This window comes from Flavobacterium sp. DSR2-3-3, assembly GCF_049896585.1.
GTDB lineage: Bacteria > Bacteroidota > Bacteroidia > Flavobacteriales > Flavobacteriaceae > Flavobacterium.
This window is the reverse complement of the sequence record NZ_JAFCUP010000002.1, coordinates 66,738-90,605: the sequence shown is the minus strand read 5'-3', so window position 1 is coordinate 90,605 and position 23,868 is coordinate 66,738. Positions and strand designations below refer to the sequence as shown.

Genomic DNA, 23,868 nt, shown 5'->3' with positions numbered 1-23,868 from the left:
AAAACTAATTATTAACTATTTTATGTTGAACCAAATGCTTAAAAAAAAATTAACCTTATTTATTGTATTTCTGCTGATTTTTTCAGCTCCAGAGACATTCGCTCAAAGTCGAAAAAAAAGAAAAGCAGATAAAAATGCTGTTGCCAAAGTGGATACCAAAGCTTCTGACGCCAAGAAAGAACCTAAACCGTACAAAAAAGTCATTGATTCAAGTGCAGTTACGCAAAGAGGACTTATTGATGTTCATAAAGTAGACAACAAATACCTTTTTGAAATTCCAGACTCAATTTTAGGAAGCGAAATGATGACCATTACCCGATATTCTAAAACTCCGGCCGGTGGCGGAATTTTTGGTGGAGAAGAAATCAACAGACAGGTGGTTCGATGGGAAAAAGGATTAAATAACAACATCCTGCTTCGATCAATTACTTACGTTATTATGACTCCGGATGAAGATAAACCAATGGCTCAGGCGGTTAAAAATTCAACTTCTGACCCAATCATTGGAAATTATGATGTTCTGGCGTACAAAAAAGATGAAACTGGAAAGATTACTGGTTATGTAGTAGATTTAGCAACAACTTTTGATGCTGATGTTCAAACTTTTTCTTTGGATCCAATTAAGAAACAATTATTAAACATCCAAACGTTTCAAAAAGACAGATCGTTTATCTCCAAAGTAAGTAGCTTTCCAATAAACACTGAAATTAGAAGTGTAAAAACCTTCACAACAACACCCCCAAAAATCAATACGACACCAACACCAAAAATTGGAGTTGATTTACCATCCGCTTTAGATGCGGGAGTAGTTACTGTAGAAATGAATACTTCTATGATTTTATTGCCAAAAAATCCGATGCGCAAAAGAGAATTTGATGCTCGTGTAGGCTATTTTGCAAACCAATATGGTGTGTTTGAAGAAGAATCTCAAAAATCAGACACCAAAGTATTTGCTGTGAGATGGCGTTTAGAGCCTAAGTCACCTGAAGATGCACAAAAACAAAAAAAGGGTGAATTAATTGAACCTTTGAAACCAATTGTATATTACATTGACCCTGCGACTCCGGAAAAATGGAAAAAATTCATCAAACAAGGTATTGACGATTGGCAAATCGCTTTTGAAGGAGCAGGTTGGAAGAATGCTATTCGAGGAGAATATTGGCCAGAAAATGATCCAACAATGAGCTTGGAAGATGCTCGTTTTTCTGTTTTAAGATACTTCGCAGCTGAAATTCAAAATGCTTATGGTCCAAACGTTCACGATCCAAGAAGCGGTGAAATTTTAGAAAGCCACATTGGTTGGTACCACAATATCATGAGTCTTTTAAGAAACTGGTATTTGATTCAAACTGCCGCTGTTGATCCGGCTGCAAGATCAAAAAAGTTTGATGATAAGTTAATGGGAGAGTTAATCCGTTTTGTTTCCTCTCATGAAGTAGGACATACTTTAGGGTTGCGTCACAATATGGGAGCAAGTTCAGCCACTCCGGTTGAAAAACTTAGAGATAAAGATTACCAAGCGAAAAACGGTCATACTTCTTCTATCATGGATTATGCACGTTTTAATTATGTTGCACAGCCTGAAGATAACGTTACAACTTTATTTCCTAGAATTGGAGATTATGACAAATGGGCTATCAAATGGGGATATTCTTATTTTGAAGACACTAAAAATGAAGCGCAAGAGAAAGCTTTCTTAAACGAAATGACTAAGGAAGCGTACAAAAACAATCGCTTATGGTTTGGTTCTGAAACAAGTCCTTATGATCCAAGATACCAAACAGAAGATATTGGTGATAATGCAATGAGAGCCTCTGAATATGGAATAAAAAACCTGAAAAGAATTCTGCCTAATTTATTAGAATGGACAAAAGAAGATGGTGAAAGTTATGCTGAATTAGATGAGCTTTATGGCGCACTTACAGGACAATTCAGAAGATACATGGGACACGTTACTAAAAACGTGGGTGGAATTTATGACTCTCCAAAAACCTATGACATGTCTGGCAATCAATTTCAAGTAGTGCCAAAAAGTATCCAAAAAGATGCTGTGGCATTCTTAAATACGCAATTGTTCACCACTCCAAAATGGTTACTAGATCAAAACGTTCTTTCAAAAATAAACCCGGAAAGTGGTGTTGAAGCTATTAAAGGAATGCAGGATGCAACACTAACTAGCTTGTTAGCCGGTGACAGAATGGTTCGCCTTTTAGAAACCTCAACGGCGAGTAAAGACAATTATTCAGTAGACGAATTAATTACTGATTTGAACAAAGGAATTTTTTCTGAATTGAAAAGCAACAGTTCTATCGATATGTATCGCAGAAACATTCAGAAATTATACGTAGATAAAATGATTGGCTTACTCAAGCCTGGCAATGCAGAAGTAAGGTCGGTACCAGTTGGTGTAACGTACGGATTCAATACCAGAAGAGTGAATTTAGCCCAAACAGATTTACCTTCTATTGCCAGAGGTCAATTGAATTCACTTAAAAATGATTTAAAAATGTCTTCCGCTAGAATGTCAGACCGAATTAGTAAATACCATGTACTTGATTTAATATCTAGAATTGGTGAAGCTTTAGATCCTAAATAATAAATTAAAAAGGGAAAATGTTCAAACAACATTTTCCCTTTTTTTTGTTAAATGTGACTTTAATGTAATGTTTCTTTCAGAAATGTACCTTGTAGAAACGTGCTGCGGTGCGTCTCTGCGTGATAAATAACAATAATGATTGAATTAAAATACCCGACTTATTTAAAAAATAGGTCGGGTATTTTGTTTGATGTAATACCACAAAAAAACCGAACTATTTCTAGTCCGGTTTTAACAAAATAAATATTAAATTTAAAGCGAATAATTAATCTCTTGAAGATTTTACGGCTAAACTATAAATTACTAAACCAAAACCGATTTTATTGATCGCGTCAGCTATGTTATAAACCACGTCAATATTGCCCGCTGGTATAAATCCGTTGTACCATCCTGTTGTTCCCATCATATATCCTAATGGATAAATAGACCAACCAACAAGTACAAACCAGCATAAAATTTTGTGTGCTTTTTGTACTTCGCCTCCAGCTACTGCTGCTAATTTCGCAGCTTCGCCTAACCAAATCTCGTATACGATTAAAAAATAAGCTACTCCAGAGATGAATCCCCACAATGCTGCATTTTCCGGTGAAATAACTTCACCAATGTAACCTGTTACTAACATGATCACCGAGTAAATAATCATTTTCCATAATAATGACTGTTTTGCTCCTGCTACTTTTAGTATCAGATAAAATTCTAAACACATTAACGGTACGGTCAGTACCCAGTCTACATAACGAAAAAATGTAGGAGATTCACCAAATGAAGCCCAATAATCTCTCATGTAGAAATAATGTACAGCAGCAATAAAAGTGATTAATCCTGACACTAATACTGAAGTTCGCCACTTTTTATCAAACTGGCTTAAAGATAAAAAGAAAAATGCTGAAGCGGCCATCATTGCCATACAGCCCACAAAAAATGTAAAACCTACGTAATCGGTTGGGGATAATTTTCCGACTAATCCTGAAATAAACATAAAATTTGTCATAAATAAATAATTTTAATGGTTTTTGTTTACTCAAATGTAGTAAAAGTTAAACAATAAAAAATGATTTTTGTTTAATATTTTTTGACTAATTTTAAACGATAATTAAAATTTATGAAAAATTATTCAAATATTGCAATTGTAGCCAGTTTTTTTGGGTTGTGGATGGACTCTTTTTTTACAGATAAGCTTCAGATAATATTGGGTTTCCTCCTAATTTTTACTTTTGGTATTTTGCATGGTGCAAATGATCTACTTTTAATTGAAAATATCGATACCACAAAACAATCCAATTCAAGACTAAAAATATTAGGGTATTATATTGCTGTAGTTTTAACAGGTATACTTTTGTTTTATACAATACCTTATGTGGCGCTTCTATTATTCATTATTGTGAGTGCGTACCATTTTGGAGAACAGCAATGGCAAACTTTTATTCAGCATAAATTTCCAAAATGGCTCGTAATACTGTTCCAATTTTTATACGGATTTGTAATTTTATTGTTATTGTTTAATTTTCACTCTGGTGAAGTGCAAAATATCATCTTGAACATCGCAAATATTAGTATACCAAGCCAGTCTTTATTTTTACTACTGCAAATTTCAGGCATCGTTTTTATCGGTTTAAGTGCTTATTTGTTTTGGAAATCAGAAAAAATCAGAAATAAACTACTTTTGGAATTCTTCTATTTGGTTCTGTTTGCAATCCTTTTTAAATCTTCCAGTCTAATATGGGGATTCGCTATTTATTTTGTGTTGTGGCACAGTATTCCTTCTATAATTGACCAAATTAAATTTTTGAATGGCTCTTTTTCCATGAAATATTTTATTGCCTATTGTAGAGCAGCAGGAATTTATTGGTTCATTTCAATATTAGGAATCACATTAATCTACTATTTGTGCAAAGGAGAACAGCTCTTTAATGCTTTATTTTTCTCTTTTTTAGCTGCTATAACATTTCCCCATGCAGCAGTAATTACAGAAATGTTTCGAGGTAAAAAACAAACTAAAAAATAAAATGCATAAAAAAACCGTTCACCAAAGGCAAACGGTTTTCTAAATCAACAGTAACGATGCACCGCAGTGTATCTTTACGGGAAATTATTATTTTACTTCTTCAAATTCAACGTCTTCAACATTGTCACCTTGAGTAGCAGCATCCCCTTGTGGTTGTGCTTCTCCTTGACCTTGTTCTCCTTGAGCATACATCGCCTCAGTTGCTTTTTTCCAAGCAGCGTTGATGTTGTCAAGAGCCGTTTGAATTGCAGGGATGTCTTGAGATTGGTGTGCCATTCTCAATTCAGTTAATGCATATTCTACAGCAACTTTGTTTTCATCAGATAATTTAGAACCTAATTCTTTTAATTGAGTTTCAGTTTGGAAAATCATTCCGTCTGCTTCATTCAATTTTTCTGCTCTTTCTCTTAAAAGTTTGTCAGAGTCAGCATTAGCTTCTGCATCTTTTTTCATTCTTTCGATTTCTTCAGAAGTCAATCCAGAAGAAGCTTCAATACGAATATCGTGAGATTTTCCAGTTCCTTTATCAGTAGCCGAAACTTTGATGATACCATTAGCATCAATATCAAAAGTTACTTCAATTTGTGGAACACCTCTTGGAGCTGGTGGAATACCATCTAAATGGAAACGACCGATAGTTTTGTTGTCAACTGCCATGGCTCTGTCTCCTTGCAAAACGTGGATTTCAACTGTTGGTTGAGAATCTGCAGCTGTAGAGAAAACTTGAGATTTTTTAGTTGGAATAGTTGTGTTAGACTCAATTAATTTAGTCAAAACACCACCCATAGTTTCGATACCTAAAGATAAAGGTGTAACGTCAAGTAACAATACATCTTTTACATCTCCAGAAAGAACTCCACCTTGAATAGCTGCTCCAATTGCAACAACCTCATCAGGGTTTACTCCTTTTGACGCTTTTTTACCAAAGAATTTTTCAACCTCTTCAGCAATTCTTGGCATACGAGTAGAACCTCCAACCAAAATAACTTCATCAATATCTGAAACAGTTAAACCTGCATCTTTCAACGCTTTAGCAACTGGTGCCATAGAACGTTTTACTAATGAATCAGTTAATTTTTCAAATTGAGCTCTAGTTAATTTTTTAACTAAGTGTTTTGGTCCTGAAGCCGTAGCAGTTACATATGGCAAGTTGATTTCAGTTTCAGCAGAAGAAGACAATTCAATTTTTGCTTTCTCAGCAGCTTCTTTCAAACGTTGCAATGACATTGGATCAAGACGTAAGTCAATACCTTCTTCAGCTTTAAATTCGTCAGCTAACCAGTCAATAATTTCGTGGTCAAAATCATCTCCACCTAAGTGAGTATCACCGTTTGTAGACAATACTTCAAAAACTCCGTCTCCTAATTCAAGAACAGAAATATCAAATGTACCTCCACCTAAATCGTAAACAGCAATTTTTTGATCTTTACCTTTTTTATCTAAACCGTAAGCAAGTGCAGCAGCTGTAGGTTCGTTGATAATACGCATTACTTTAAGACCTGCAATTTCACCCGCTTCTTTTGTAGCTTGACGTTGTGCATCATTAAAGTATGCTGGAACAGTAATAACTGCTTCGGTAACAGTTTGACCTAAATAGTCTTCAGCTGTTTTTTTCATTTTTTGAAGTGTCATAGCTGACAATTCTTGAGCAGTGTATAAACGACCATCAATATCCACACGTGGTGTGTTGTTGTCCCCTTTTACTACTGAATAAGAAACTCTTTTTGCTTCAGCTGTAATTTCTGAAAAAGAATGACCCATAAAACGTTTGATAGAAGCAATAGTCTTTGTTGGATTAGTTACCGCTTGTCTTTTAGCAGGATCTCCTACTTTAATTTCTCCACCTTCAACAAAAGCGATGATAGATGGTGTTGTTCTTTTTCCTTCTGCATTAGGAATAACAACTGCTTCATTACCTTCCATTACAGAAACACAAGAGTTGGTCGTACCTAAATCAATTCCGATTATTTTACCCATTTTTAATATATTTAATTTTTTGTATACATGTTTTAAAGACTCGGAATCGATAAGTCAATCTTTGTGCCAATACAAAACGGCCCAATGAATTGTCAGTTTGTGTTAAAATTGGCGTAAAAAAATCTGACAAGATGACATTTCAGTGGGTTTTTCATTTTGGCGGAAGTCGGAATTAGGAGCTGATTCCCGCTATTCGCTATATCTTTTCTTTTTTAAAGAAAAAAAGAAAAGGATGCCGCTGCTGTCGGGGCTAGGAAATCTGATTCCTAACTTCATTTATTTTTTTTCGATTACTTTAAAATTTCAATATTAATAATTCGTAATATATTAATTACATTAGCAGAAAGATAGAAAAGCCATTTGTAGCGCAAAGCATACCGATTTTGGGTGTATATGCGCTAGTTTGTAGCGAGTATATAGAAGTTGGGGAAAATGCGCGACGCATTTTTCCCAATAGGCGCGAACTTCTCCCAACTTCGCGTTAAACGCAACTTGGAAGCAGCGCCTAGCGCGCGCCTATTAGCGGTAATAGTAGCGCAGAACTAAATAAAATCAAGTTTATGACTGAAAGGACAAATAGAAATTTAATTATATTATTAATGTTAGCCTTTTCTAACTTAATTTTTGCTCAAAAATATCTTTTGCCAAACGAGAAACTAATTTATAGTTTCGAAACTCAAAATGGTAAGAAACTTGTTTTAGCGAAAGACCAAAACGATAAATACATCATTTATAGATTTGGTACAAAAAATAAAATTGAATTTGAGTTTCCCGAAAAAACGAAAGAAAGCTGGAATCTATTTAAATACTCATTTTATTTACGTGGTGGCGGAATTCAAAATGAAGGAATGGATTTGAATTATATTAAGTTTATAAATGGCGATTATAAATATGTTGTACATGATACTTATTATGCAGTTGGAAATGTAAACTCAATCTTAATAAAAATAACTAACTTAAAAAATAATAAGACAACTGATATTAGAGGTAAAGAAAAAACACAAAAAGGAAATCTTACTGACTTTAGGTTTAATAAATTATTAGAAATTGAAGATGAACAAGAAGAATAACTACTACCGCTAACCGCCATTTTGAGCTAGCTGGAGTTTAGTGGGATTACCGTTTCGCATCAAGTTTTCTTTAAACCGAAAACTGAGCGGTTACGAATCTCCAGCCATCTCAAAGTGGCATAACGTCAAACTGTCTAATAACCTCTCTTCTTCCCATTAATTTATTTGTATGAAAAATAGGTCAAATAACTTGTGTAACTCGTTGGTTTTATGTAAATTTAGGAATGAAATTCATCAACGGAACCAACAGAAACCAACTCCCGCTTTTTGCTTCATCGATTAATGATGCCATTGCCCAAGACAATGAAATCAGGCTCATTGACCTTTTTGTAGACAGTCTTAAACTTGCTGATTTTGGATTTACTTTCGATTTTGTCGAAAACGGAAGACCCGCTTATCATCCTTCGGATTTACTCAAACTCTTTATTTACGGCTATCTCAATCGCATGCGTTCTTCCAGAACTCTGGAGAAAGAATGCAGTCGGAACATTGAGCTGATGTGGCTTTTGAAAGGTTTGGCTCCTGATCACAATACCATTGCTAATTTTCGCAAAAACAATCCCAAAGCCATTGCGCGCGTTTTTCGGGCAACGGTAAAACTAGCCTCCCATTTTGAACTCATTGGCGGAAGCCTTGTCGCTGGTGACAGTACCAAACTCAGAGCACAAAACTCCAAGAAAAACAATTTTAATCCCAATAAAATAGAGCGTCACATTGCTTATATCGATGCTAGACTCGAAGAATATAACTTGGCTTTAGCTAAAGAAGAAGATGATGTTTTAGAAAAACAAATTATTGAAAAGAAGATAAAAAAACACAGTATTCAAAAGCAAAAATACATCGGGTATCAAAACACAATTGATACTACAGGGGTTACCCAAATCTCGACTTCGGATCCTGATAGTCGCCAAATAATGACGCGAAACAACATCTCGGAAGTGGCCTATACGGTACAAACTACAGTGGATGCGCTGCATAACATTCCAATTGATTTCAAGGTGACCAATGAAAACGATTCCAAAGCCATGGGCGGCATGTTGCGCCGAAGCAAAACCATTTTAGGTCACAACAATTTTACCGCCATTTATGATAAAGGCTATCACACAGGGAGTGAGTTCGATTATGCTAATAGACTTGGCATTGATGTGTTGGTAGCTATTCCAGGAGTTTCTGCTCACGCACCTGATTTGGCTTTTGATGTAGAACATTTTAAATACAACATAACCACCGATTCCTATACCTGTCCTGCCAATGAAACCCTAACGACCAACGGAAATTGGTACGCCAAAAAGAACGGCAAGTCAATAACCCAAATGAAGCATTATAAAACTAGTGCGTGTTTGACTTGTCAACTTTATAAAAAATGTACCAAAAATGTCAAAGGCAGACTCATTGAACGCTCCCAATACGCAGATTTGATTTATCAAAACAAAGTTAGAATCGAAAACAATTACGAAGTCTATCGCAGACGACAAGCCATAGTGGAACATCCTTATGGTGTTATAAAACGCCAATGGGACTTTTATTATATCATGACTAAGAAAACCATCAAACATGCCTCAGCTGATATTGGTTTGATTTTTTCAGCTTACAACCTGCGTCGACTATTTAATTTAATAGACCAAAATCTACTAAAACAATATCTAAAAGTATTGGCTTTGTATTTTGGGGTTCTAAGAGCAATTTTTAAAGCTTTTTATGGACTGTTTTATTTTGATACTCCTAAAGTGACTTTTCCCAGAAAGAATTTTAATTGTAGTTTAAATCACATATATTTACTCACTGATTAACAAAATACTATTCGTTTAGAGGTTTTTAGACGAACTGACGTTACCAGTAATTGTACCTCTGAAAAACGAAAACTAAATAAGTATAAATCAATAATATGAAAATTTTAAAAGGTTGTTTAATAACAATAATTGGTTTTGTTTTAATTTGTACAGTTGGTTACTATTTTTATAGAAATAGTGTGGTCTCTAATTTAGGAAGCTCGAGTAAAAAGGTTGAAGAAAATTGGAAAAAATACACTGAAAATATAAATTTAAGGAACGAAAAATTAATTCTTGAAACAATCAAAAATGATACTTTACTGCACTATTTAAAAACTTCGAGGGATATTCAAAAAAAGGAATTTTCAAGAGAATTTGAATATATCGAATACAAAATCAATGAAAAGCTAATGTCCGAAAATATCGAAACTGACTTTAACGAAAAACTAAATTCTAATGTTAATGTTTATAATCAATCGGTCAGAGCCTATAATGTTTATAGAGTAACTTTTCCAAATTCTCTAATTGCAAGAAAAACGAAATATCCAAAAAGTTTCAATTATTTCGATATTATTAGATATGGAATTGAAAACCAAAACCCGAAAGAGAAAAGGCGAAAAGTTGATAATTGGATTAAAAATGGTGGAAAACGCCCTGAATAAAACAACTACTGGTAACAATTAGGGTTTCGTTGCGTGCGCAGCACCAACAATGAAACCCGTGTTGAAGAGCCTGTCCCGTTTTTACGGGAGAACCGAGTACCTGCCGTCAACACTATGGAATTATCGTAAAGATTGTAGCGGTATTTTCAAGAGGATTTTGTTCCTCTTTTTTTGCGGAGTGGTTTCAGCTTGGTTTTCTAGTGTTTTCCTTCACTTTTGGGCATAAATTCCCTAACCCATAATTCAGCTTTTACAGGGAATGGTGTTTTGGCCACCGCCAAGATACCATGCAGGCGGACCTCGCTGGTCAAAAACCGCTATCCGATGTAAATTGCCCGTTTTACAACACGGACATCTAGGCATAAAGGTCTTTTTCTCTGCTTTTTTTAGCACTTTTACTTTAAGTTTCTCTTTTAAAAGCTTTAGCTTTTTTCGTTTCCAAGTGCTACTCAAAAATCCATAATGCCGTATTTTTACACCCGAGCCCAAAGGGCGAACTGACGAAGTAAAACGTTTGGGTAAAATATGCAACGCAAACCGCCTGATAAATTCCTGATGTGTGAGCGTCATTTGTTTTTTAACGCCCGCTACTCGGTAATCCTTGTAATCAAAAGTTACGTTTTCATTGTCAATGCTTTTAATTCGATTGTTACTAATGGCGATTTTATGAGTGTAACGCCCTAAATATTCCACCACTGATTTAGGACTTCCAAAAGGTTTCTTAGCAAATACAATCCATGGTTTCTGCCATAATTTCTGCCGAATTTGTTCGTATTGAGTAGGCAATTTCGCCTTAAATTTTTCGCAATATTTAGCCCTGAAAACTTTCGACAAGACCTTGACTGATGTCGACCTGATTTTTTCAGCCTACAACCTGCGACGAATATTTAATTTAATAGACCAAAATCTATTAAAACAATATCTAAAAGTATTGGCTTTGTATTTTGGGGTTCTAACACCCTTTTTTAACGCTTTTTACGGATTGTTTTATTCTAAGAATGAAGAATGCTTTTTTCCAAAAAGAATTTTAATTGTAGTTTAAATCACATATATTTACTGACTGATTAACTAAAATGAGTTCGTTTGAAGGTTTTTAGACGAACTGACGTTAGTGGTAGGCTTATCAACTTTGACTCATAACAACCGGAAAATGAGTTAATTATATAATTTTTACAGTAAATGATATAAGAAAAAGTATTCAATTGCCCGTTAACTTTATTTAATAATAATAAAAAATAAATTATGGACAATCAGCAACAACCTCGACGCAACTTTATCAAAAAATCTTTTTTAAGTACTCTAGCTGTTGGAACAGGAATTTCAATTCTAGCGCCAAGTATGCAATCCTTTACTACTTTCGAAGATGATGAAGAAAATGACCCAAATGCTAAAAACGAAAAGGAATTTCGAATGGGTGTAATTGGGCCTGCAGAATTATCATTAGTGACCAGCAAAATAGCCACAGAAAAAGCATCACAGAAAAACGCAAAGGAATTTGCGGGCTTTGAATTGACTGAAGCAATTGCAGTAACTACTGTTCTTAAAGATTTAGGCACACCAATTCCGCCAATGGATGCAAAAGCGAAAGCTATGCTAGAAAAAATTAAAAACACACCTCCAGGAAACGAATTTGATAAAACCTATATAAAGGCACAGCTTGAAAATCATGAATTCTTACGTGATTTGGCACAGGATTATCTTAACAATTCGAAAGGCAAAACTGCTGTAGCCGAAAGTCAGGGTAGGCATTTAGCAACACTTGCTTTAGCTACTTTTAAAGAACATGTCGCAATTACTCAACGTATTTTGAGCGAACTGAACGCTTAGTAGGTTATTCCAAAAATTAAAAATACAGGAGTCATTTCCTGTTTTTTTATTTATATAAAGCCAGCCACTAACAGTTAGGGTTGCGTTGCTTGCGAAGCACGAACAATGAAGCCCGGGTCAAACAGCCTGTCCCGTTTTTACGGGAGAACCGATTACCTGCCGTCAACACTATGGAGTTATCGTAAAGATTGTAGCGGTATTTTCAAGAGGATTTTGTTTCTCTTTTTTTGCGGAGTGGTTTCAGCTTGGTTTTTTTCATATTTTCCTTCACTTTTAAACACAAATTCCCTTACCATAAAATCAGCTTTTACAGAAACTTGAACTTTTGCTACCGCCAAGATACCAAGCAGGCGGACCGCGCTGATCAAAAACCGCTATTCGGTGTAAATCGCAAACTCTTTACAAAATGCATTAAGAATGGAAAAGGCAAAATCATTGAACGCTCCCAACACGCCCATTTGATTTATCAAAACAAGGTTAGAATCGAAAACAATTACGAAGTATATCGCAGAAGGCAAGCTATAGTGGAAATTCCATAGCCTGTCCCGCTCTTCGCGGGAGAGTGATAAAACGCCAATGGGACTTCTATTATATCATGACTAAGAAAACCATCAAACATGCCTCAGCTGATGTTGGTTTGATTTTTTCAGCTTACAACTTGCGTCTAATATTAAATTTAATATACCAAAACCTAATAAAATAATATCTAAAAGTATTGGCTTTGTATTTTGGAGTTCTAACACCCTTTTTTAACGCTTTTTACGGACTGTTTTGTTTTAAGAATGAAGAATGCTTTTTTCAAGAAAGAATTTCAGTTGTAGTTTAAATCACATATATTTACTTACTGATTAACCAAATAGAGTTCGTGTAAAGGTTTTTAGACGAACGTACGTCATCAGCCATTACACATCGACACCCAAACCAACAAATCGATAAAAAATCTTAATGCCAATTTGAACAATGAATAAATATTTCTCACAAACGCGAGTTTTTACTTTTCTGATAATATTACTTTTTGGCACTGCCTGCAACGGACCCGTTAAAAAAGACGTACCAAAAGAAAAGGGAAGTGAATCAAACATACTATCTGTTGCACATCCTAAACTTATAAAAACCATTGGCTCGCCTAAATATGGCAATGTACAATGTGCGCTGCAGGACAAAGCTGGTAACCTTTGGTTTGGCACCACAGAAAATGGTCTTTATAAATATGACGGAAAATCCTTTACCCAATTTTTAGTGACCGATGGTCTAAACAGTAATAATATTAATGCCCTTTTAGAAGATAAAGATGGTACAGTTTGGATAGGCACTGCAGCAGGAGTTTGTCTTCACGATGGCAAAACATTTGCGAAAATCCAGATTCCTTTGCGAAAAAACCTGCCTCCCAATAAGTTTAGAAAAACGCAGGAGGTATTCAGTATCATGCAGGACAAAAGCGGAAAACTATGGTTCGCAACAATTGATGGTGTTTACATCTACGACGGCAAATCCTTTACTCCGTTTATAATTGATGAGGGCGGAGTTGGCTATATGAGCAGTAATAATAACGTTGAATATATTTTAGAAGACAACGCAGGTGACATTTGGTTTGGTGGACGGGGTAATAAGGGTGTGTTTCGTTACGATGGAAAATCTATAACCAATCTTAAACCAAATGGTGACAATTGGGCTTGGCCCGCATTGCAAGACAAGAACGGAAATATTTGGTTTAGCAATTGGAGCGGTGCCTACCGTTACGATGGAAAATCATTTACGCGTTTTACAAAAAGCGATGGCTTGCTAAGTGATTCGGTTATGCGAATTATAGAAGACAAAAACGGAAATCTTTGGTTTGGTGGCGGTGGTGGCCTTTGCCGTTACGATGGAAATTCTTTCACCTGTTTTACAACAAAAGATGCACTAATCAATAACGGTGTTTGGGCAATTTTGGAAGATAAAACAGGAAATCTTTGGGTGGGTACGAGAGAAACAGGTCTCTCACTTTACGATGGAAAAACATTTATTAATTATTCGGAATATAAACACTAGCCTGTAATGGACTAACAAACAAAATTTGCAACAACAGATAAAAATGAACAAAAAAAACATCAATCACTTAAACCAACAATCATCATGAAACAACGTTCCAAACATTTTGCACTAAAGACAATCCTAATTGGTGTATTCATTCAGCTAATTACAATAACGGTTTCCTTTGGCCAAACCAAAGCAGAACAAATCGATAAGTTGATGAATCTATATTCAGAATACGGGCAATTTAACGGCTCCATTCTTGTCGCTGACGCAGGTAAAGTCATTTACAAAAAGGGATTTGGAATGGCAAACATGGAATGGAATATCCCGAACCAACCGGATACCAAACATAGATTGGGTTCCGTTACCAAACAGTTTACCGCTATGTTGATTCTGCAATTACTTGAGCAGGGAAAATTAAAGTTGGATGTTCCTATTACAACCTATCTTCCTGATTATCCTAAAACATTGGGCGATAAAATCACTATTCATCATTTACTGACGCACACATCTGGAATTCCTAATTATACTTCGTTTCCTATTTTCGTGAAAGAAATAAGTTTCAATCCATACAGCCCGGAAGCTTTTGTGAAAAAATTCGCTGACTTACCGCTGGAGTTTACACCAGGCGAAAAATTTGCGTACAGCAATTCCGGCTATTTTTTATTGGGTTACATTATAGAGAAAGTTTCCGGTAAAACCTATGAGCAGTTTTTGCAAGACAATATTCTTACACCACTCAAAATGAATAATACAGGATTCGACCACCATGAAACGATTCTGAAAAACAGAGCTTCCGGTTATGAGAAAAACGGTAAAAACTACAGCAATGCCAGTTATCTTGATTTGTCTATCCCCTACGCTGCCGGTTCTTTATATGCTACCGTAGACGATTTGTATTTATGGGATCAAGCGCTTTACACAGAACAGTTACTTTCAACAAAAAATAAAGAGCTGTTATTTAATTCCTATATTCCTGCAGGACCGGGACAATATGGTTACGGATGGTTTATCAATAAGGCTTTCAATGGAGAAAAAAATGAGAGTATCCTGGTTACTGAGCATGGCGGTGGAATAAATGGATTCAACACCTTGCTTTCCCGTATTCCTTCTGACAAAAATCTAGTAGTATTGTTAACTAATACGGGTGGTACGAACTTAAACGAGATGAGTAAAGCAATTAGAAATATTCTATACAATCAACCATATAGTTTACCTAAAAAATCATTGGCTGTTGCTTTCATAGACGTTATTCTGGAAAAAGGAATTGCATCCGGATTAACTTATTTTAATGACAATAAAAATTCAAATACCTATGCTGTCAACGAAAATGAAATGAATAGCGCAGGATATCAATTGTTACAAACCGGAAAAGTAAAAGAAGCAATAGAAGTTTTTAAACTAAATGTAGAAGCGTTTCCAAAATCAGGAAATGCCTACGATAGTTTGGGAGAAGCCTATTTAAAAAACGGAGATAAAAAGCTGGCGATTATCAACTATAAAAAATCATTGGAGCTAGATCCAAATAATGAAAACGGGAAAAAAGTATTGGAAGAAATTTCAAAGTCCTAAATTAGTAGAACTGTTTAAAAAAAACCGCACGGATCATGTTTGATTTCAAAAACACGATCCGTTCGGATAATAATAAAATCACGCTTTTTAATTCATTTTTTATTTCACTGCCATAGTTGGCTTCCCAACCGTCAAATAAACATGTGTATTGGGATATAGAAATTCAATTTTTGAATTTTGCTGGTTTAATCTCATCGCGGCTTGTCCATTGACAGCAACAGTATAATTATTTTTTTAGGGGGTTTGATAATTACTGATCAATTGACATTTATTCAAAGTATCGTAAAATTTACAAGAGAAAGTATTTTAAAATCCAACGATGAGTTCACAACGGATTTAGATTGCTTAGAATATTTAGCAAAAATAAAGTGGAAAGCAGATTTCAAATGTGTAATGTAATCACACAAAATTTACGATTCGTAAAACGAATTTTGCGCGGGATTGTGACGTTTGCCATCATGTTGAAAGCCCAATTGTTGATACTATTTTTCATAAAGTTCGATTTGATTTGCGAAAAGCATTTACAATTGTTTTTGAAATGAGTGCAATCACAAAAGGCTTCTCTACAAAACAAACAGCAAAACAATTAAAAATTAGTACAAATAGGCCGACTAATTTCATTAAAAAAGTTAGAATTAATGTGGCAGATAGTGCCTCATTGCCAATGATTGTAAATATTTTTGTCGATAAATTTATTTTTAGTGGCAAAGAAAATCTTAAACAAGAAAGGAGCAATATTCCAAAAAATAAAGTTGATAATCGCCGTTGAAACCAATAATACTACCGGAATTAAAAGAGTGTAGTTTGACCAGTTTGAAGATTATTTGTGCAAATAAATACGCAAAATATTTGAGAAACATATTTCTAAATCTGCATCAATAAAAATTGACGACTAGAATGGATGTAATTCGTTTAAAAAAAGTTTGATTTTAAACAGATTAGGAGTGACAAAGGAAAATCATCAAAAAAATTACACACTGTAATTCATTAATTAAAATCTTCTTTGAGAAGTTATTTTTCTTTGGTTCATAAAGAGCATCTTCAGTTGCACCTAAACGAGTTTAGTTACAGAATTAATACGTTAGTTTACGAGAAAAAAATATTTGAGTTGATAATAAACAGAATGATGAATACTTAAAAATTTTTATATCAAGGCATTACAAAAATTAAATAATTGCACACCTCAAAAAATATTAAAGGAATGAACCCAATATAGTATTGAGCTCATTAGTATCAAAATCAAATATAAATTTATCTAAACTTTTTTGTATAGTATAAGATCGAGACTTTCCTATTTTATTCTTCGTCTTCGTCCGTACCATGGGATTTTGAATAGCCTCTCCATTTCTCGATACAATCCTGTAAATCCTGAGGAAGTTCTGTATCAAAGCGCATCATCTCGCCGGTTGTAGGATGGATAAAACCTAAAGTTTTAGCATGTAAAGCCTGTCTTGGTAACGCTTTGAAACAGTTGTCAATAAACTGTTTGTATTTGGTAAACGTAGTTCCTTTCAAAATCAAATGACCGCCATAACGCTCGTCATTGAATAAAGGATGACCTATATGTTTTAGGTGTGCCCGAATCTGATGTGTTCTTCCTGTTTCCAGTTGGCAAGAAATCAATGTCACATAACCAAAACGCTCTAACACCTTGTAATGCGTCACGGCTGGTTTCCCTATTTCCGGATCAGCAAAAACAGCCATTTGCATGCGATCTTTTGAATGTCTTGCTAAGTTTCCTTCAATCGTTCCTTTATCAGCCACCACATTTCCCCAAACCAAAGCCACATACTCTCTTTCGGAAGTTTTAGCTTCAAATTGTTTGGCAAGATGGGTCATCGACGCCTCGGTTTTGGCAATTACCAATAGACCTGAAGTGTCTTTATCAATACGATGCACTAATCCGGGACGTTCGCTGCTGTTCATTGGCAAATTATCAAAATGATACGCCAACGCATGCACTAAAGTTCCGGTATAATTCCCATGACCAGGGTGCACCACCATTCCTGGCAATTTATTTATCAATAGCAACGTATCATCTTCATACACAACATCAAGTGGAATATTCTCGGGAATAATATGGTTTTCGTAAGGAGGATGCGTAAGCATAACACGGACCACATCATTGGCTTTCACCTTGTAATTCGACTTTACCGTAGCGTCGTTTACAAAAATATTTCCTTCAGTAGCAGCGATTTGTATTTTATTGCGAGTCGCATTTTGAATAAGGCCCATCAAGTATTTATCAATTCGCAACGACGCTTGGCCTTTGGGAACTTCAAACCTGAAATGTTCAAATAACTCGTCCTCTAAATCTATTGTTTCTATATTATTGTTCATCAACTGGTATTTCTTCTTCTATTGGTGCAGCGAGCGTGTCGGCAGCATTTTCCTCTTCTTCGTAACTCATTTTTCCGTCTCCCAAAACCAAATCGATTTTCGATGATTTCAAAACTCTGTCGCCTGCTTTCAGGTTTCTTCCTTTGAAACGCATTTCCAATACCATATCTTTTCCAAGATTTGGCACATACGTAACCGCCCCTTCTTCAAGCCCTAAAGCTTTCAAAGTAGGTACCGCTTCACGATACGTTTTATTTACTAATTCAGGAATTCGCACGGATGAAAATCCAGAGGTATTTATTTTTATATATATTTTTCGACCTACTTTTACTTTTGTACCCGGCGTCGGATCTTGTTCAACCACACTGTATTGCGGAAAATTGCTCCTGTAATCGACGCTATCCAAAAGCACATAATCTAAATCCAATTCGTCCAGCTTTTGCTCCACTTGCTCTTCAGTCAATTTACTCAAATTTGGAACCTCAATTTCATTGCCATGATCAGTTGTAAAAGTTAACCAATGCATAAACAAATACCCCAAAGCAAAAATAATGGCAATCGCAATTAATACTTGTACTACAAACACACGACTACTAAGATACTTACGTAAACTCATAAATTTATTTTTATATGCGGCAAAGATAAAGCTATTTCGTTTCAAAAAAAATGATAATTTTGTTTAATCGTTTTTAGGATTATTCTTGATGAATTTCAGGAGCTGTTTCCCGCTATTCGCTTGTATCTTTGCTTTTTTAAAGAAAAAAAGCAAAGGATATCGCTATTATCGGGGCTAAAAACAAATCGTTTTCATAAGAAAACCTTTTTAAAATTAAATCCAAAAACTTTAAACATTAAACCTGCAACATTAAACGATACAAAATGAAAAACATTGCCATCATCATGGGCGGATATTCCAGCGAGTATAAAATCTCACTAATCAGCGGAAACGTAGTATATCAATTTTTGGACAAAACGAAATACAACGGATTCCGAATCCATATTTTCAAAGAAAAATGGGTCTATGTTGATGCTAATGACACCGAATTCCCCATCGATAAAAATGATTTTTCAGTGACTGTTGCCGGTATCAAAATCACTTTCGACTGCGTTTTCAATGCCATCCACGGAACTCCAGGCGAAGACGGATTGATGCAGGCTTATTTTGAATTATTGCACATTCCGCAAACTTCCTGCGATTACTACCAAGCAGCTCTAACGTTCAACAAACGCGATTTACTATCTGTTTTAAAACCATACGGCATAAAAACCGCCACTTCCTATTACTTAAACAAAGGCGATGTTATTAATACTGACGAAATTGTCGCTAAAGTTGGTTTGCCTTGTTTTGTAAAACCTAATAAAGCCGGTTCCAGTTTTGGAATTTCAAAAGTTAAAACAGCTGCCGAATTACCTATCGCTATAGAAATTGCGTACAAAGAAGACAACGAAATCATCATAGAAAGTTTCCTTGACGGCGCCGAAGTTTCGGTAGGAGTCATCAACTACAAAGGAAAAGTAACCGTTTTACCCATCACCGAAATTGTTTCGGATAATGATTTTTTCGATTATGAAGCCAAATATTTGGGTAAATCACAAGAAATTACTCCTGCCAGAATTTCGGATGAAATGACTCAAAAAGTGAGTGAAATTGCTAAACGCGCTTACGAAGTCCTGAAAATGAAAGGTTTTTCCCGAAGCGAATTTATATTGGTAAACGGAGAACCACACATGCTGGAAATGAACACTATTCCGGGATTAACAACGGAAAGTTTGATTCCGCAACAAGCCAAAGCCGCCGGAATTTCATTAGAAGATTTGTTTACAAATGCAATAGAATTGGCTTCGCCTGAATAACTGATTATTTCGTTAACTTTGTATAAAAAACTCATTATGATTAATTACAAACAATATATCGGAATAAATTCAGGTGTTCGTTTTGGTAAACCAACAATAATTGGAACCAGAATTACTGTTTTTGATGTTTTAAATTGGCTGGCTAATGGGATGACGACAAATGAAATAATTGAAGATTTTCCCGAAATTGACGAAAATCAAATCAAAGCTTGCCTTACTTACGCTGCTGATAGAGAACGTAAAATTAAAATTGCATCGTGAGTTTGTTATTTGATCAAAACATTTCTTTTAGAATTATCTCTAAAATTAAATCCAATTTCCCTGAAGCAAAACAAGTCAGACAACTCGGAATTGAAAATCGTTCTGATCTTGAAATATGGAAGTATGCCAAAGAAAACAAATTTACAACTGTAACTTTTGATGCTGATTTTTTTGATTTAGCAAATCTAAAAGGTCATCCGCCAAAAATAATTTGGCTCCGTTTTGGAAATACCAAAACTGATTTTCTAGCAGATCAATTAAACACAAAAAATGCAATCATCAAAGATTTTATAAATTCCGATGAATATTCAGAAATAGCCTGTTTGGAGGTAACCAATTAAAATGTTGCTATGATAGAAATCTTTGAATGGAACCGATTATTATACAATGATTTACCAGAATCCTTTCTGTTAGAAGTCATTTTCCGTTCCACGGTAATGTTCACCGTTTTATTATTGACATTAAAAGTAGCTGGAAAACGTGGCGTAAAGCAATTATCTGTTTTTGAAACAGTCATCATTATTGCTTTAGGATCAGCAGCCGGAGATCCCATGTTTTATGAAGAAGTTGGAATAATCCCACCCATAACCGTATTACTAGTAATTATCCTTTTATACCGCTTAGTAACTTGGCTAACCGGAAAAAGTAAACGATTTGAAGAGTTTATAGAAGGCAAAACTGAATGTATTATCAGCGAAGGCAAATTTTCAATTGCTACTTTTAAAAAGGAAAGTCTGGCACAAGATGAATTTTTTTCGGAACTCCGATTAAAATCAGTAGAGCATTTAGGACAGGTGAAAAATGCCTTTATGGAAACTAGTGGCGAAATCAGTGTTTTCTATTATGAAGACCATGAAGTTCAACCAGGCTTACCAATTCTGCCTTTCTTATTTAAACTTAAAAGTAAAACGATTCCAACTGAAGGTGTTTATGCCTGCACCTTTTGCGGAAATACTGAAAGCCATAAACCAGGAAATGCGGAGTGCAGGGTTTGTGAAAAATCTGAATGGGTCGAAGCAATACGAACACTTAGAAAAACTTAATTCAACCCAAATAAAACCCATTCGATTTAAATATATCTTGTATAATGAGAAAAGCAATATTTCCGGGATCATTTGACCCAATCACTTTAGGACATGAAGACATAATTAACAGAAGTATTTCTTTATTTGATGAAATCGTAATTGCCATTGGAATCAATGCCGAAAAAAAATACATGTTTTCATTGGAAGACAGAAAGCGTTTTATTGAAGAAACATTCAAAAACGAACCTAAAGTTTCAGTAATAACTTATGAAGGTTTGACAATTGATTTGTGCCACAGAATAAACGCTAATTTTATCCTTCGCGGTTTGCGCAACCCTGCCGATTTCGAATTTGAAAAAGCAATTGCGCACACGAATCGTCGTCTATCAAAAATAGAAACCGTGTTTTTATTGACCGCAGCAAAAACTTCGTATATCAGCTCAAGCATTGTGCGGGATGTAATCCGCAATGGTGGACAATATCAAATGCTAGTTCCCGATGCAGTTCGAGTAAAATAATTTTAAAGAGATTTTGTCAAGTCGAGCGCAGTCGAGAACTATCCATTCGTCTCGACTGCGCTCGACTTGACAAATAATCACTACCAATTTTACTTGCGAAACGAGGCAATAAATCTTAAATTAGCCAAAAATAAAAGCCATCAAACAATGAGTATAGAAAGAGAATTAAGCAAACGTAGCGGATCGAAATGTGAACTTTGTGGTGCAACCGAAAACCTAAAAGTATATCAAGTATTACCAACCAAAAAAGGTGGACTTGATGAAAGTATAGTGGCTTGCAGCACCTGTATCGACCAAATCGAAAATCCGGATAACGTAGATTTAAATCATTGGAGATGTTTGAATGACAGCATGTGGAGCGAACATACCGCCGTGCAAGTTGTCGCGTGGAGAATGTTAAGCCGTTTGCGTGGTTCTGGTTGGCCTCAGGAATTACTGGACCAAATGTATTTAGATGAAGATACTTTAGCTTGGGCACAAGCAACAGGTGAAGGCGAAGAAGACGAACCAAAAGTAATTCACCGTGACAGCAACGGTGTGATTCTTGAAATTGGAGATTCAGTCGTTTTAATCAAAGATTTGAAAGTAAAAGGTTCAAGCATGGTAGCCAAACAAGGAACTGCAGTGCGTAACATCAGATTAGACCATGAAAACGCCGAATATATTGAAGGTAAAGTAGATGGTCAAACTATTGTTATTATTACGCAATATGTTAAGAAAATATAGTATTTATAGTTTTCAATCACAGTTTTCATGGACTGAACTGTAAAAAAAGTGTTCAGTATATAATGACTCCATTACAGCAAAAAATCGTTAACAGTAAAATATTTTACTGTTAACGATTTTTTTTAACTGAAAACTGAGCACTAAACACTAAAAAACTACTACTCTTCCTCTTTCTTTATCACTTTTCGCGCCACTTCGATTTTGAATTTCTTGCCTTTCATTTTTTCGTCCTTAATAGCATGAAGCAAGTCTTTTACTTTATTAAATTTCACCGCTGCAAAAGAGATAAAATCTTTCACTTCGATTAATCCTAAATCGCCTTTTTCCAATTTCCCTTTTTGGGAAAAGAAACCTACGATATCAATTTTATTCAGTTTATTTTTCTTCCCTCCACTGATATAAATGGTTTGAAATTCAGGTGGTTTTGGTAATGAAGTGGAATTTTCAACTTTCAAAGCTTCCATTCCATAATCGATGTAATCCATTTTTTTCTCACTTTCATGAGCAATAATATAAGCAGTTCCAGAAGCAAGCATACGAGCCGTACGTCCGTTTCTATGCGTAAATTCGTCTTCTTTGGATGGTAAATGATAATGAATTACATGATTCATTTCCGGAATATCGAGTCCACGGGCTGCCAAGTCAGTTGTGATTAAATAACTTACACTTCCGTTTCTGAACTGGATTAGCGCGCGCTCTCTTTCGTCCTGATCCATTCCGCCATGATAATACGTGGCATAAATTCCTTTTTCGTTCAACGTATCGCTAATGCGTTCTGCAGCATCACGATGATTACAAAAAACTATCGCCGATTGTGATTTCAACGAACAAATCAAGTTAAACAAACTTCCAATTTTGTCTTTTTCTTTCGAAACGACCATTTTCATCGTAAGATTCATTTCTGCTACGTTTTCTGGAATAAAATCTAAAATAGTTGGGTTTACGACTCTTGTATATTTGGGAATTTCAATATCGGAAGTGGCCGAAACCAAAACGCGTTTGTTGAGTTTCGTTAATTTTCCAATTATAAAAGACATTTGTTCATGGAAACCCAATTGCAATGATTTATCAAACTCATCGAGAATCAACGTTTGGATTTTATCCAAACGGAAAGTTCCTCTGTCGATATGATCCGCGATTCTTCCCGGAGTTCCTATTAAAACTGCTGGCGGATTGCTTAAATTTTTAATTTCGGTATCAATAGTATGTCCGCCGTAGCACACATTTACTTTATAATCAGTTCCCATTTTTTTCCAAACCTGCTCAATCTGCAATCCTAATTCGCGTGACGGAACCAAAATTAAACATTGAACCGATTGAATTTCGGGTTGTAACATTTCTAAAATCGGCAACAAAAAAGCCAAAGTTTTTCCGGAACCTGTTGGCGAAAGCAATAAAACATTATTGTCATTCAGGATGGTATCTTGCGCTACTTCCTGCATTTCGTTCAGGCTTTCGATGCCTAAATTCAAAAGTATATTGTTGGAATGGTGTTTCTTATTCATTTTTTCAATTTGGTGCAAAGGTAATTTTTAATTGTGAGTTATGAATTTTGAATTATGAATTTTCATTCTTTTTTAATCGGATATTTCCTTTTCTTACATTCATATCTACAGCTGTCTAAAAAAAGCTACATTTGATATTCCATTC

Annotated in this window: 20 protein-coding genes and 1 pseudogene; 15 read left to right on the top strand and 6 right to left on the bottom strand. The window is 35.2% G+C overall.

Annotated features, from left to right (window positions below; genetic code table 11):
• The first annotated feature begins 34 nt into the window (after positions 1-34).
• A complete protein-coding gene (locus ACP7AQ_RS03095; protein WP_426094359.1) occupies positions 35-2,596 on the top strand; it encodes a zinc-dependent metalloprotease in 2,562 nt (853 codons plus the stop codon).
• A 265-nt stretch (positions 2,597-2,861) separates the two neighbouring features.
• Here the strand turns inward: ACP7AQ_RS03095 and ACP7AQ_RS03090 are convergent, their stop codons facing one another.
• Positions 2,862-3,587: a bacteriorhodopsin-like gene (locus ACP7AQ_RS03090; RefSeq protein ID WP_426094358.1), complete on the bottom strand. Its 726-nt coding sequence runs from the start codon at positions 3,585-3,587 to the stop codon at positions 2,862-2,864.
• 111 nt (positions 3,588-3,698) lie between these two features.
• Here ACP7AQ_RS03090 and ACP7AQ_RS03085 point away from each other — a divergent pair, with 111 nt between their 5' ends.
• Positions 3,699-4,601 carry a Brp/Blh family beta-carotene 15,15'-dioxygenase gene (locus ACP7AQ_RS03085; protein WP_426094357.1) on the top strand — a complete coding sequence of 301 codons (903 nt, stop codon included), beginning with the start codon at positions 3,699-3,701 and terminating at the stop codon, positions 4,599-4,601.
• Positions 4,602-4,688: 87 nt separating this feature from the next.
• Here ACP7AQ_RS03085 and dnaK read toward each other — a convergent pair whose 3' ends face one another.
• Positions 4,689-6,578: a molecular chaperone DnaK gene (gene dnaK / locus ACP7AQ_RS03080; RefSeq protein WP_426063298.1), complete on the bottom strand. Its 1,890-nt coding sequence runs from the start codon at positions 6,576-6,578 to the stop codon at positions 4,689-4,691.
• A 560-nt stretch (positions 6,579-7,138) separates the two neighbouring features.
• Here dnaK and ACP7AQ_RS03075 point away from each other — a divergent pair.
• The 3 genes from ACP7AQ_RS03075 (at position 7,139) to ACP7AQ_RS03065 (ending at position 10,079) form a co-directional block, all read left to right on the top strand.
• Positions 7,139-7,648, top strand: a complete 510-nt coding sequence (locus ACP7AQ_RS03075; RefSeq protein WP_426094356.1) for a hypothetical protein — start codon at positions 7,139-7,141, stop codon at positions 7,646-7,648.
• A 224-nt stretch (positions 7,649-7,872) separates the two neighbouring features.
• On the top strand, positions 7,873-9,438 hold the full coding sequence (locus ACP7AQ_RS03070; protein ID WP_426094355.1) for an IS1182 family transposase: 1,566 nt from the start codon (positions 7,873-7,875) through the stop codon (positions 9,436-9,438).
• 95 nt (positions 9,439-9,533) lie between these two features.
• The gene (locus ACP7AQ_RS03065; RefSeq protein ID WP_426094354.1) at positions 9,534-10,079 is read left to right on the top strand and encodes a hypothetical protein; all 546 of its coding nucleotides are present in this window, start codon (positions 9,534-9,536) and stop codon (positions 10,077-10,079) included.
• A gap of 243 nt (positions 10,080-10,322) precedes the next feature.
• Here the strand turns inward: ACP7AQ_RS03065 and ACP7AQ_RS03060 are convergent.
• Positions 10,323-10,922, bottom strand: a pseudogene (locus tag ACP7AQ_RS03060) (IS91 family transposase); the annotation flags it as partial.
• Positions 10,923-11,321: 399 nt separating this feature from the next.
• On the opposite strand from ACP7AQ_RS03060, the gene ACP7AQ_RS03055 reads away from it, so the two are divergent.
• The 4 genes from ACP7AQ_RS03055 (at position 11,322) to ACP7AQ_RS03040 (ending at position 16,263) form a co-directional block, all read left to right on the top strand.
• Positions 11,322-11,906: a DUF4142 domain-containing protein gene (locus ACP7AQ_RS03055; RefSeq protein ID WP_426094353.1), complete on the top strand. Its 585-nt coding sequence runs from the start codon at positions 11,322-11,324 to the stop codon at positions 11,904-11,906.
• Between the two features lie 960 nt (positions 11,907-12,866).
• Complete coding sequence (locus tag ACP7AQ_RS03050) at positions 12,867-13,937, top strand: ligand-binding sensor domain-containing protein (protein WP_426094352.1); 1,071 nt, start codon at positions 12,867-12,869, stop codon at positions 13,935-13,937.
• Between the two features lie 84 nt (positions 13,938-14,021).
• On the top strand, positions 14,022-15,494 hold the full coding sequence (locus tag ACP7AQ_RS03045) for a serine hydrolase (RefSeq protein ID WP_426094351.1): 1,473 nt from the start codon (positions 14,022-14,024) through the stop codon (positions 15,492-15,494).
• 538 nt (positions 15,495-16,032) lie between these two features.
• Complete coding sequence (locus tag ACP7AQ_RS03040; protein ID WP_426094350.1) at positions 16,033-16,263, top strand: hypothetical protein; 231 nt, start codon at positions 16,033-16,035, stop codon at positions 16,261-16,263.
• A gap of 527 nt (positions 16,264-16,790) precedes the next feature.
• Here the strand turns inward: ACP7AQ_RS03040 and ACP7AQ_RS03035 are convergent.
• Entirely contained in the window at positions 16,791-17,834 is a 1,044-nt protein-coding gene (locus ACP7AQ_RS03035) for an RluA family pseudouridine synthase (protein WP_426094349.1), read from the bottom strand.
• A complete protein-coding gene (locus ACP7AQ_RS03030) occupies positions 17,824-18,450 on the bottom strand; it encodes a PASTA domain-containing protein (RefSeq protein ID WP_426092710.1) in 627 nt (208 codons plus the stop codon). Before ACP7AQ_RS03030 ends, ACP7AQ_RS03035 begins: the two co-directional genes overlap by 11 nt.
• 263 nt (positions 18,451-18,713) lie before the next feature.
• Between ACP7AQ_RS03030 and ACP7AQ_RS03025 the strand changes: the two genes are divergently transcribed.
• The 6 genes from ACP7AQ_RS03025 (at position 18,714) to ACP7AQ_RS03000 (ending at position 22,218) form a co-directional block, all read left to right on the top strand.
• Complete coding sequence (locus ACP7AQ_RS03025) at positions 18,714-19,688, top strand: D-alanine--D-alanine ligase (protein WP_426094348.1); 975 nt, start codon at positions 18,714-18,716, stop codon at positions 19,686-19,688.
• 36 nt (positions 19,689-19,724) lie between these two features.
• A complete protein-coding gene (locus ACP7AQ_RS03020) occupies positions 19,725-19,949 on the top strand; it encodes a DUF433 domain-containing protein (protein ID WP_426094347.1) in 225 nt (74 codons plus the stop codon).
• A complete protein-coding gene (locus ACP7AQ_RS03015; protein WP_426094346.1) occupies positions 19,946-20,290 on the top strand; it encodes a DUF5615 family PIN-like protein in 345 nt (114 codons plus the stop codon). Before ACP7AQ_RS03020 ends, ACP7AQ_RS03015 begins: the two co-directional genes overlap by 4 nt.
• A 9-nt stretch (positions 20,291-20,299) precedes the next feature.
• A complete protein-coding gene (locus ACP7AQ_RS03010; RefSeq protein WP_426063310.1) occupies positions 20,300-20,992 on the top strand; it encodes a DUF421 domain-containing protein in 693 nt (230 codons plus the stop codon).
• Positions 20,993-21,036: 44 nt separating this feature from the next.
• Positions 21,037-21,492 carry a pantetheine-phosphate adenylyltransferase gene (gene coaD / locus ACP7AQ_RS03005; RefSeq protein ID WP_426094345.1) on the top strand — a complete coding sequence of 152 codons (456 nt, stop codon included), beginning with the start codon at positions 21,037-21,039 and terminating at the stop codon, positions 21,490-21,492.
• 147 nt (positions 21,493-21,639) lie between these two features.
• The gene (locus tag ACP7AQ_RS03000) at positions 21,640-22,218 is read left to right on the top strand and encodes a PhnA domain-containing protein (RefSeq protein WP_426094344.1); all 579 of its coding nucleotides are present in this window, start codon (positions 21,640-21,642) and stop codon (positions 22,216-22,218) included.
• Between the two features lie 158 nt (positions 22,219-22,376).
• Here ACP7AQ_RS03000 and ACP7AQ_RS02995 read toward each other — a convergent pair whose 3' ends face one another.
• Positions 22,377-23,723 carry a DEAD/DEAH box helicase gene (locus tag ACP7AQ_RS02995; RefSeq protein ID WP_426094343.1) on the bottom strand — a complete coding sequence of 449 codons (1,347 nt, stop codon included), beginning with the start codon at positions 23,721-23,723 and terminating at the stop codon, positions 22,377-22,379.
• Positions 23,724-23,868 lie beyond the last annotated feature (145 nt).

Bases quoted from the DNA above. Each gene is read 5' to 3' on its own strand.
- ACP7AQ_RS02995 (WP_426094343.1), bottom strand. From the start codon at position 23,723: ATGAATAAGAAACACCATTCCAACAATATACTTTTGAATTTAGGCATC.
- ACP7AQ_RS03035 (WP_426094349.1), bottom strand. From the start codon at position 17,834: ATGAACAATAATATAGAAACAATAGATTTAGAGGACGAGTTATTTGAA.
- ACP7AQ_RS03075 (WP_426094356.1), top strand. From the start codon at position 7,139: ATGACTGAAAGGACAAATAGAAATTTAATTATATTATTAATGTTAGCC.
- ACP7AQ_RS03010 (WP_426063310.1), top strand. From the start codon at position 20,300: ATGATAGAAATCTTTGAATGGAACCGATTATTATACAATGATTTACCA.
- ACP7AQ_RS03085 (WP_426094357.1), top strand. From the start codon at position 3,699: ATGAAAAATTATTCAAATATTGCAATTGTAGCCAGTTTTTTTGGGTTG.
- ACP7AQ_RS03090 (WP_426094358.1), bottom strand. From the start codon at position 3,587: ATGACAAATTTTATGTTTATTTCAGGATTAGTCGGAAAATTATCCCCA.
- ACP7AQ_RS03020 (WP_426094347.1), top strand. From the start codon at position 19,725: ATGATTAATTACAAACAATATATCGGAATAAATTCAGGTGTTCGTTTT.
- coaD (WP_426094345.1), top strand. From the start codon at position 21,037: ATGAGAAAAGCAATATTTCCGGGATCATTTGACCCAATCACTTTAGGA.
- ACP7AQ_RS03055 (WP_426094353.1), top strand. From the start codon at position 11,322: ATGGACAATCAGCAACAACCTCGACGCAACTTTATCAAAAAATCTTTT.
- ACP7AQ_RS03070 (WP_426094355.1), top strand. From the start codon at position 7,873: ATGAAATTCATCAACGGAACCAACAGAAACCAACTCCCGCTTTTTGCT.
- ACP7AQ_RS03095 (WP_426094359.1), top strand. From the start codon at position 35: ATGCTTAAAAAAAAATTAACCTTATTTATTGTATTTCTGCTGATTTTT.
- ACP7AQ_RS03030 (WP_426092710.1), bottom strand. From the start codon at position 18,450: ATGAGTTTACGTAAGTATCTTAGTAGTCGTGTGTTTGTAGTACAAGTA.
- ACP7AQ_RS03065 (WP_426094354.1), top strand. From the start codon at position 9,534: ATGAAAATTTTAAAAGGTTGTTTAATAACAATAATTGGTTTTGTTTTA.
- dnaK (WP_426063298.1), bottom strand. From the start codon at position 6,578: ATGGGTAAAATAATCGGAATTGATTTAGGTACGACCAACTCTTGTGTT.
- ACP7AQ_RS03050 (WP_426094352.1), top strand. From the start codon at position 12,867: ATGAATAAATATTTCTCACAAACGCGAGTTTTTACTTTTCTGATAATA.
- ACP7AQ_RS03025 (WP_426094348.1), top strand. From the start codon at position 18,714: ATGAAAAACATTGCCATCATCATGGGCGGATATTCCAGCGAGTATAAA.
- ACP7AQ_RS03045 (WP_426094351.1), top strand. From the start codon at position 14,022: ATGAAACAACGTTCCAAACATTTTGCACTAAAGACAATCCTAATTGGT.
- ACP7AQ_RS03040 (WP_426094350.1), top strand. From the start codon at position 16,033: ATGAGTGCAATCACAAAAGGCTTCTCTACAAAACAAACAGCAAAACAA.
- ACP7AQ_RS03000 (WP_426094344.1), top strand. From the start codon at position 21,640: ATGAGTATAGAAAGAGAATTAAGCAAACGTAGCGGATCGAAATGTGAA.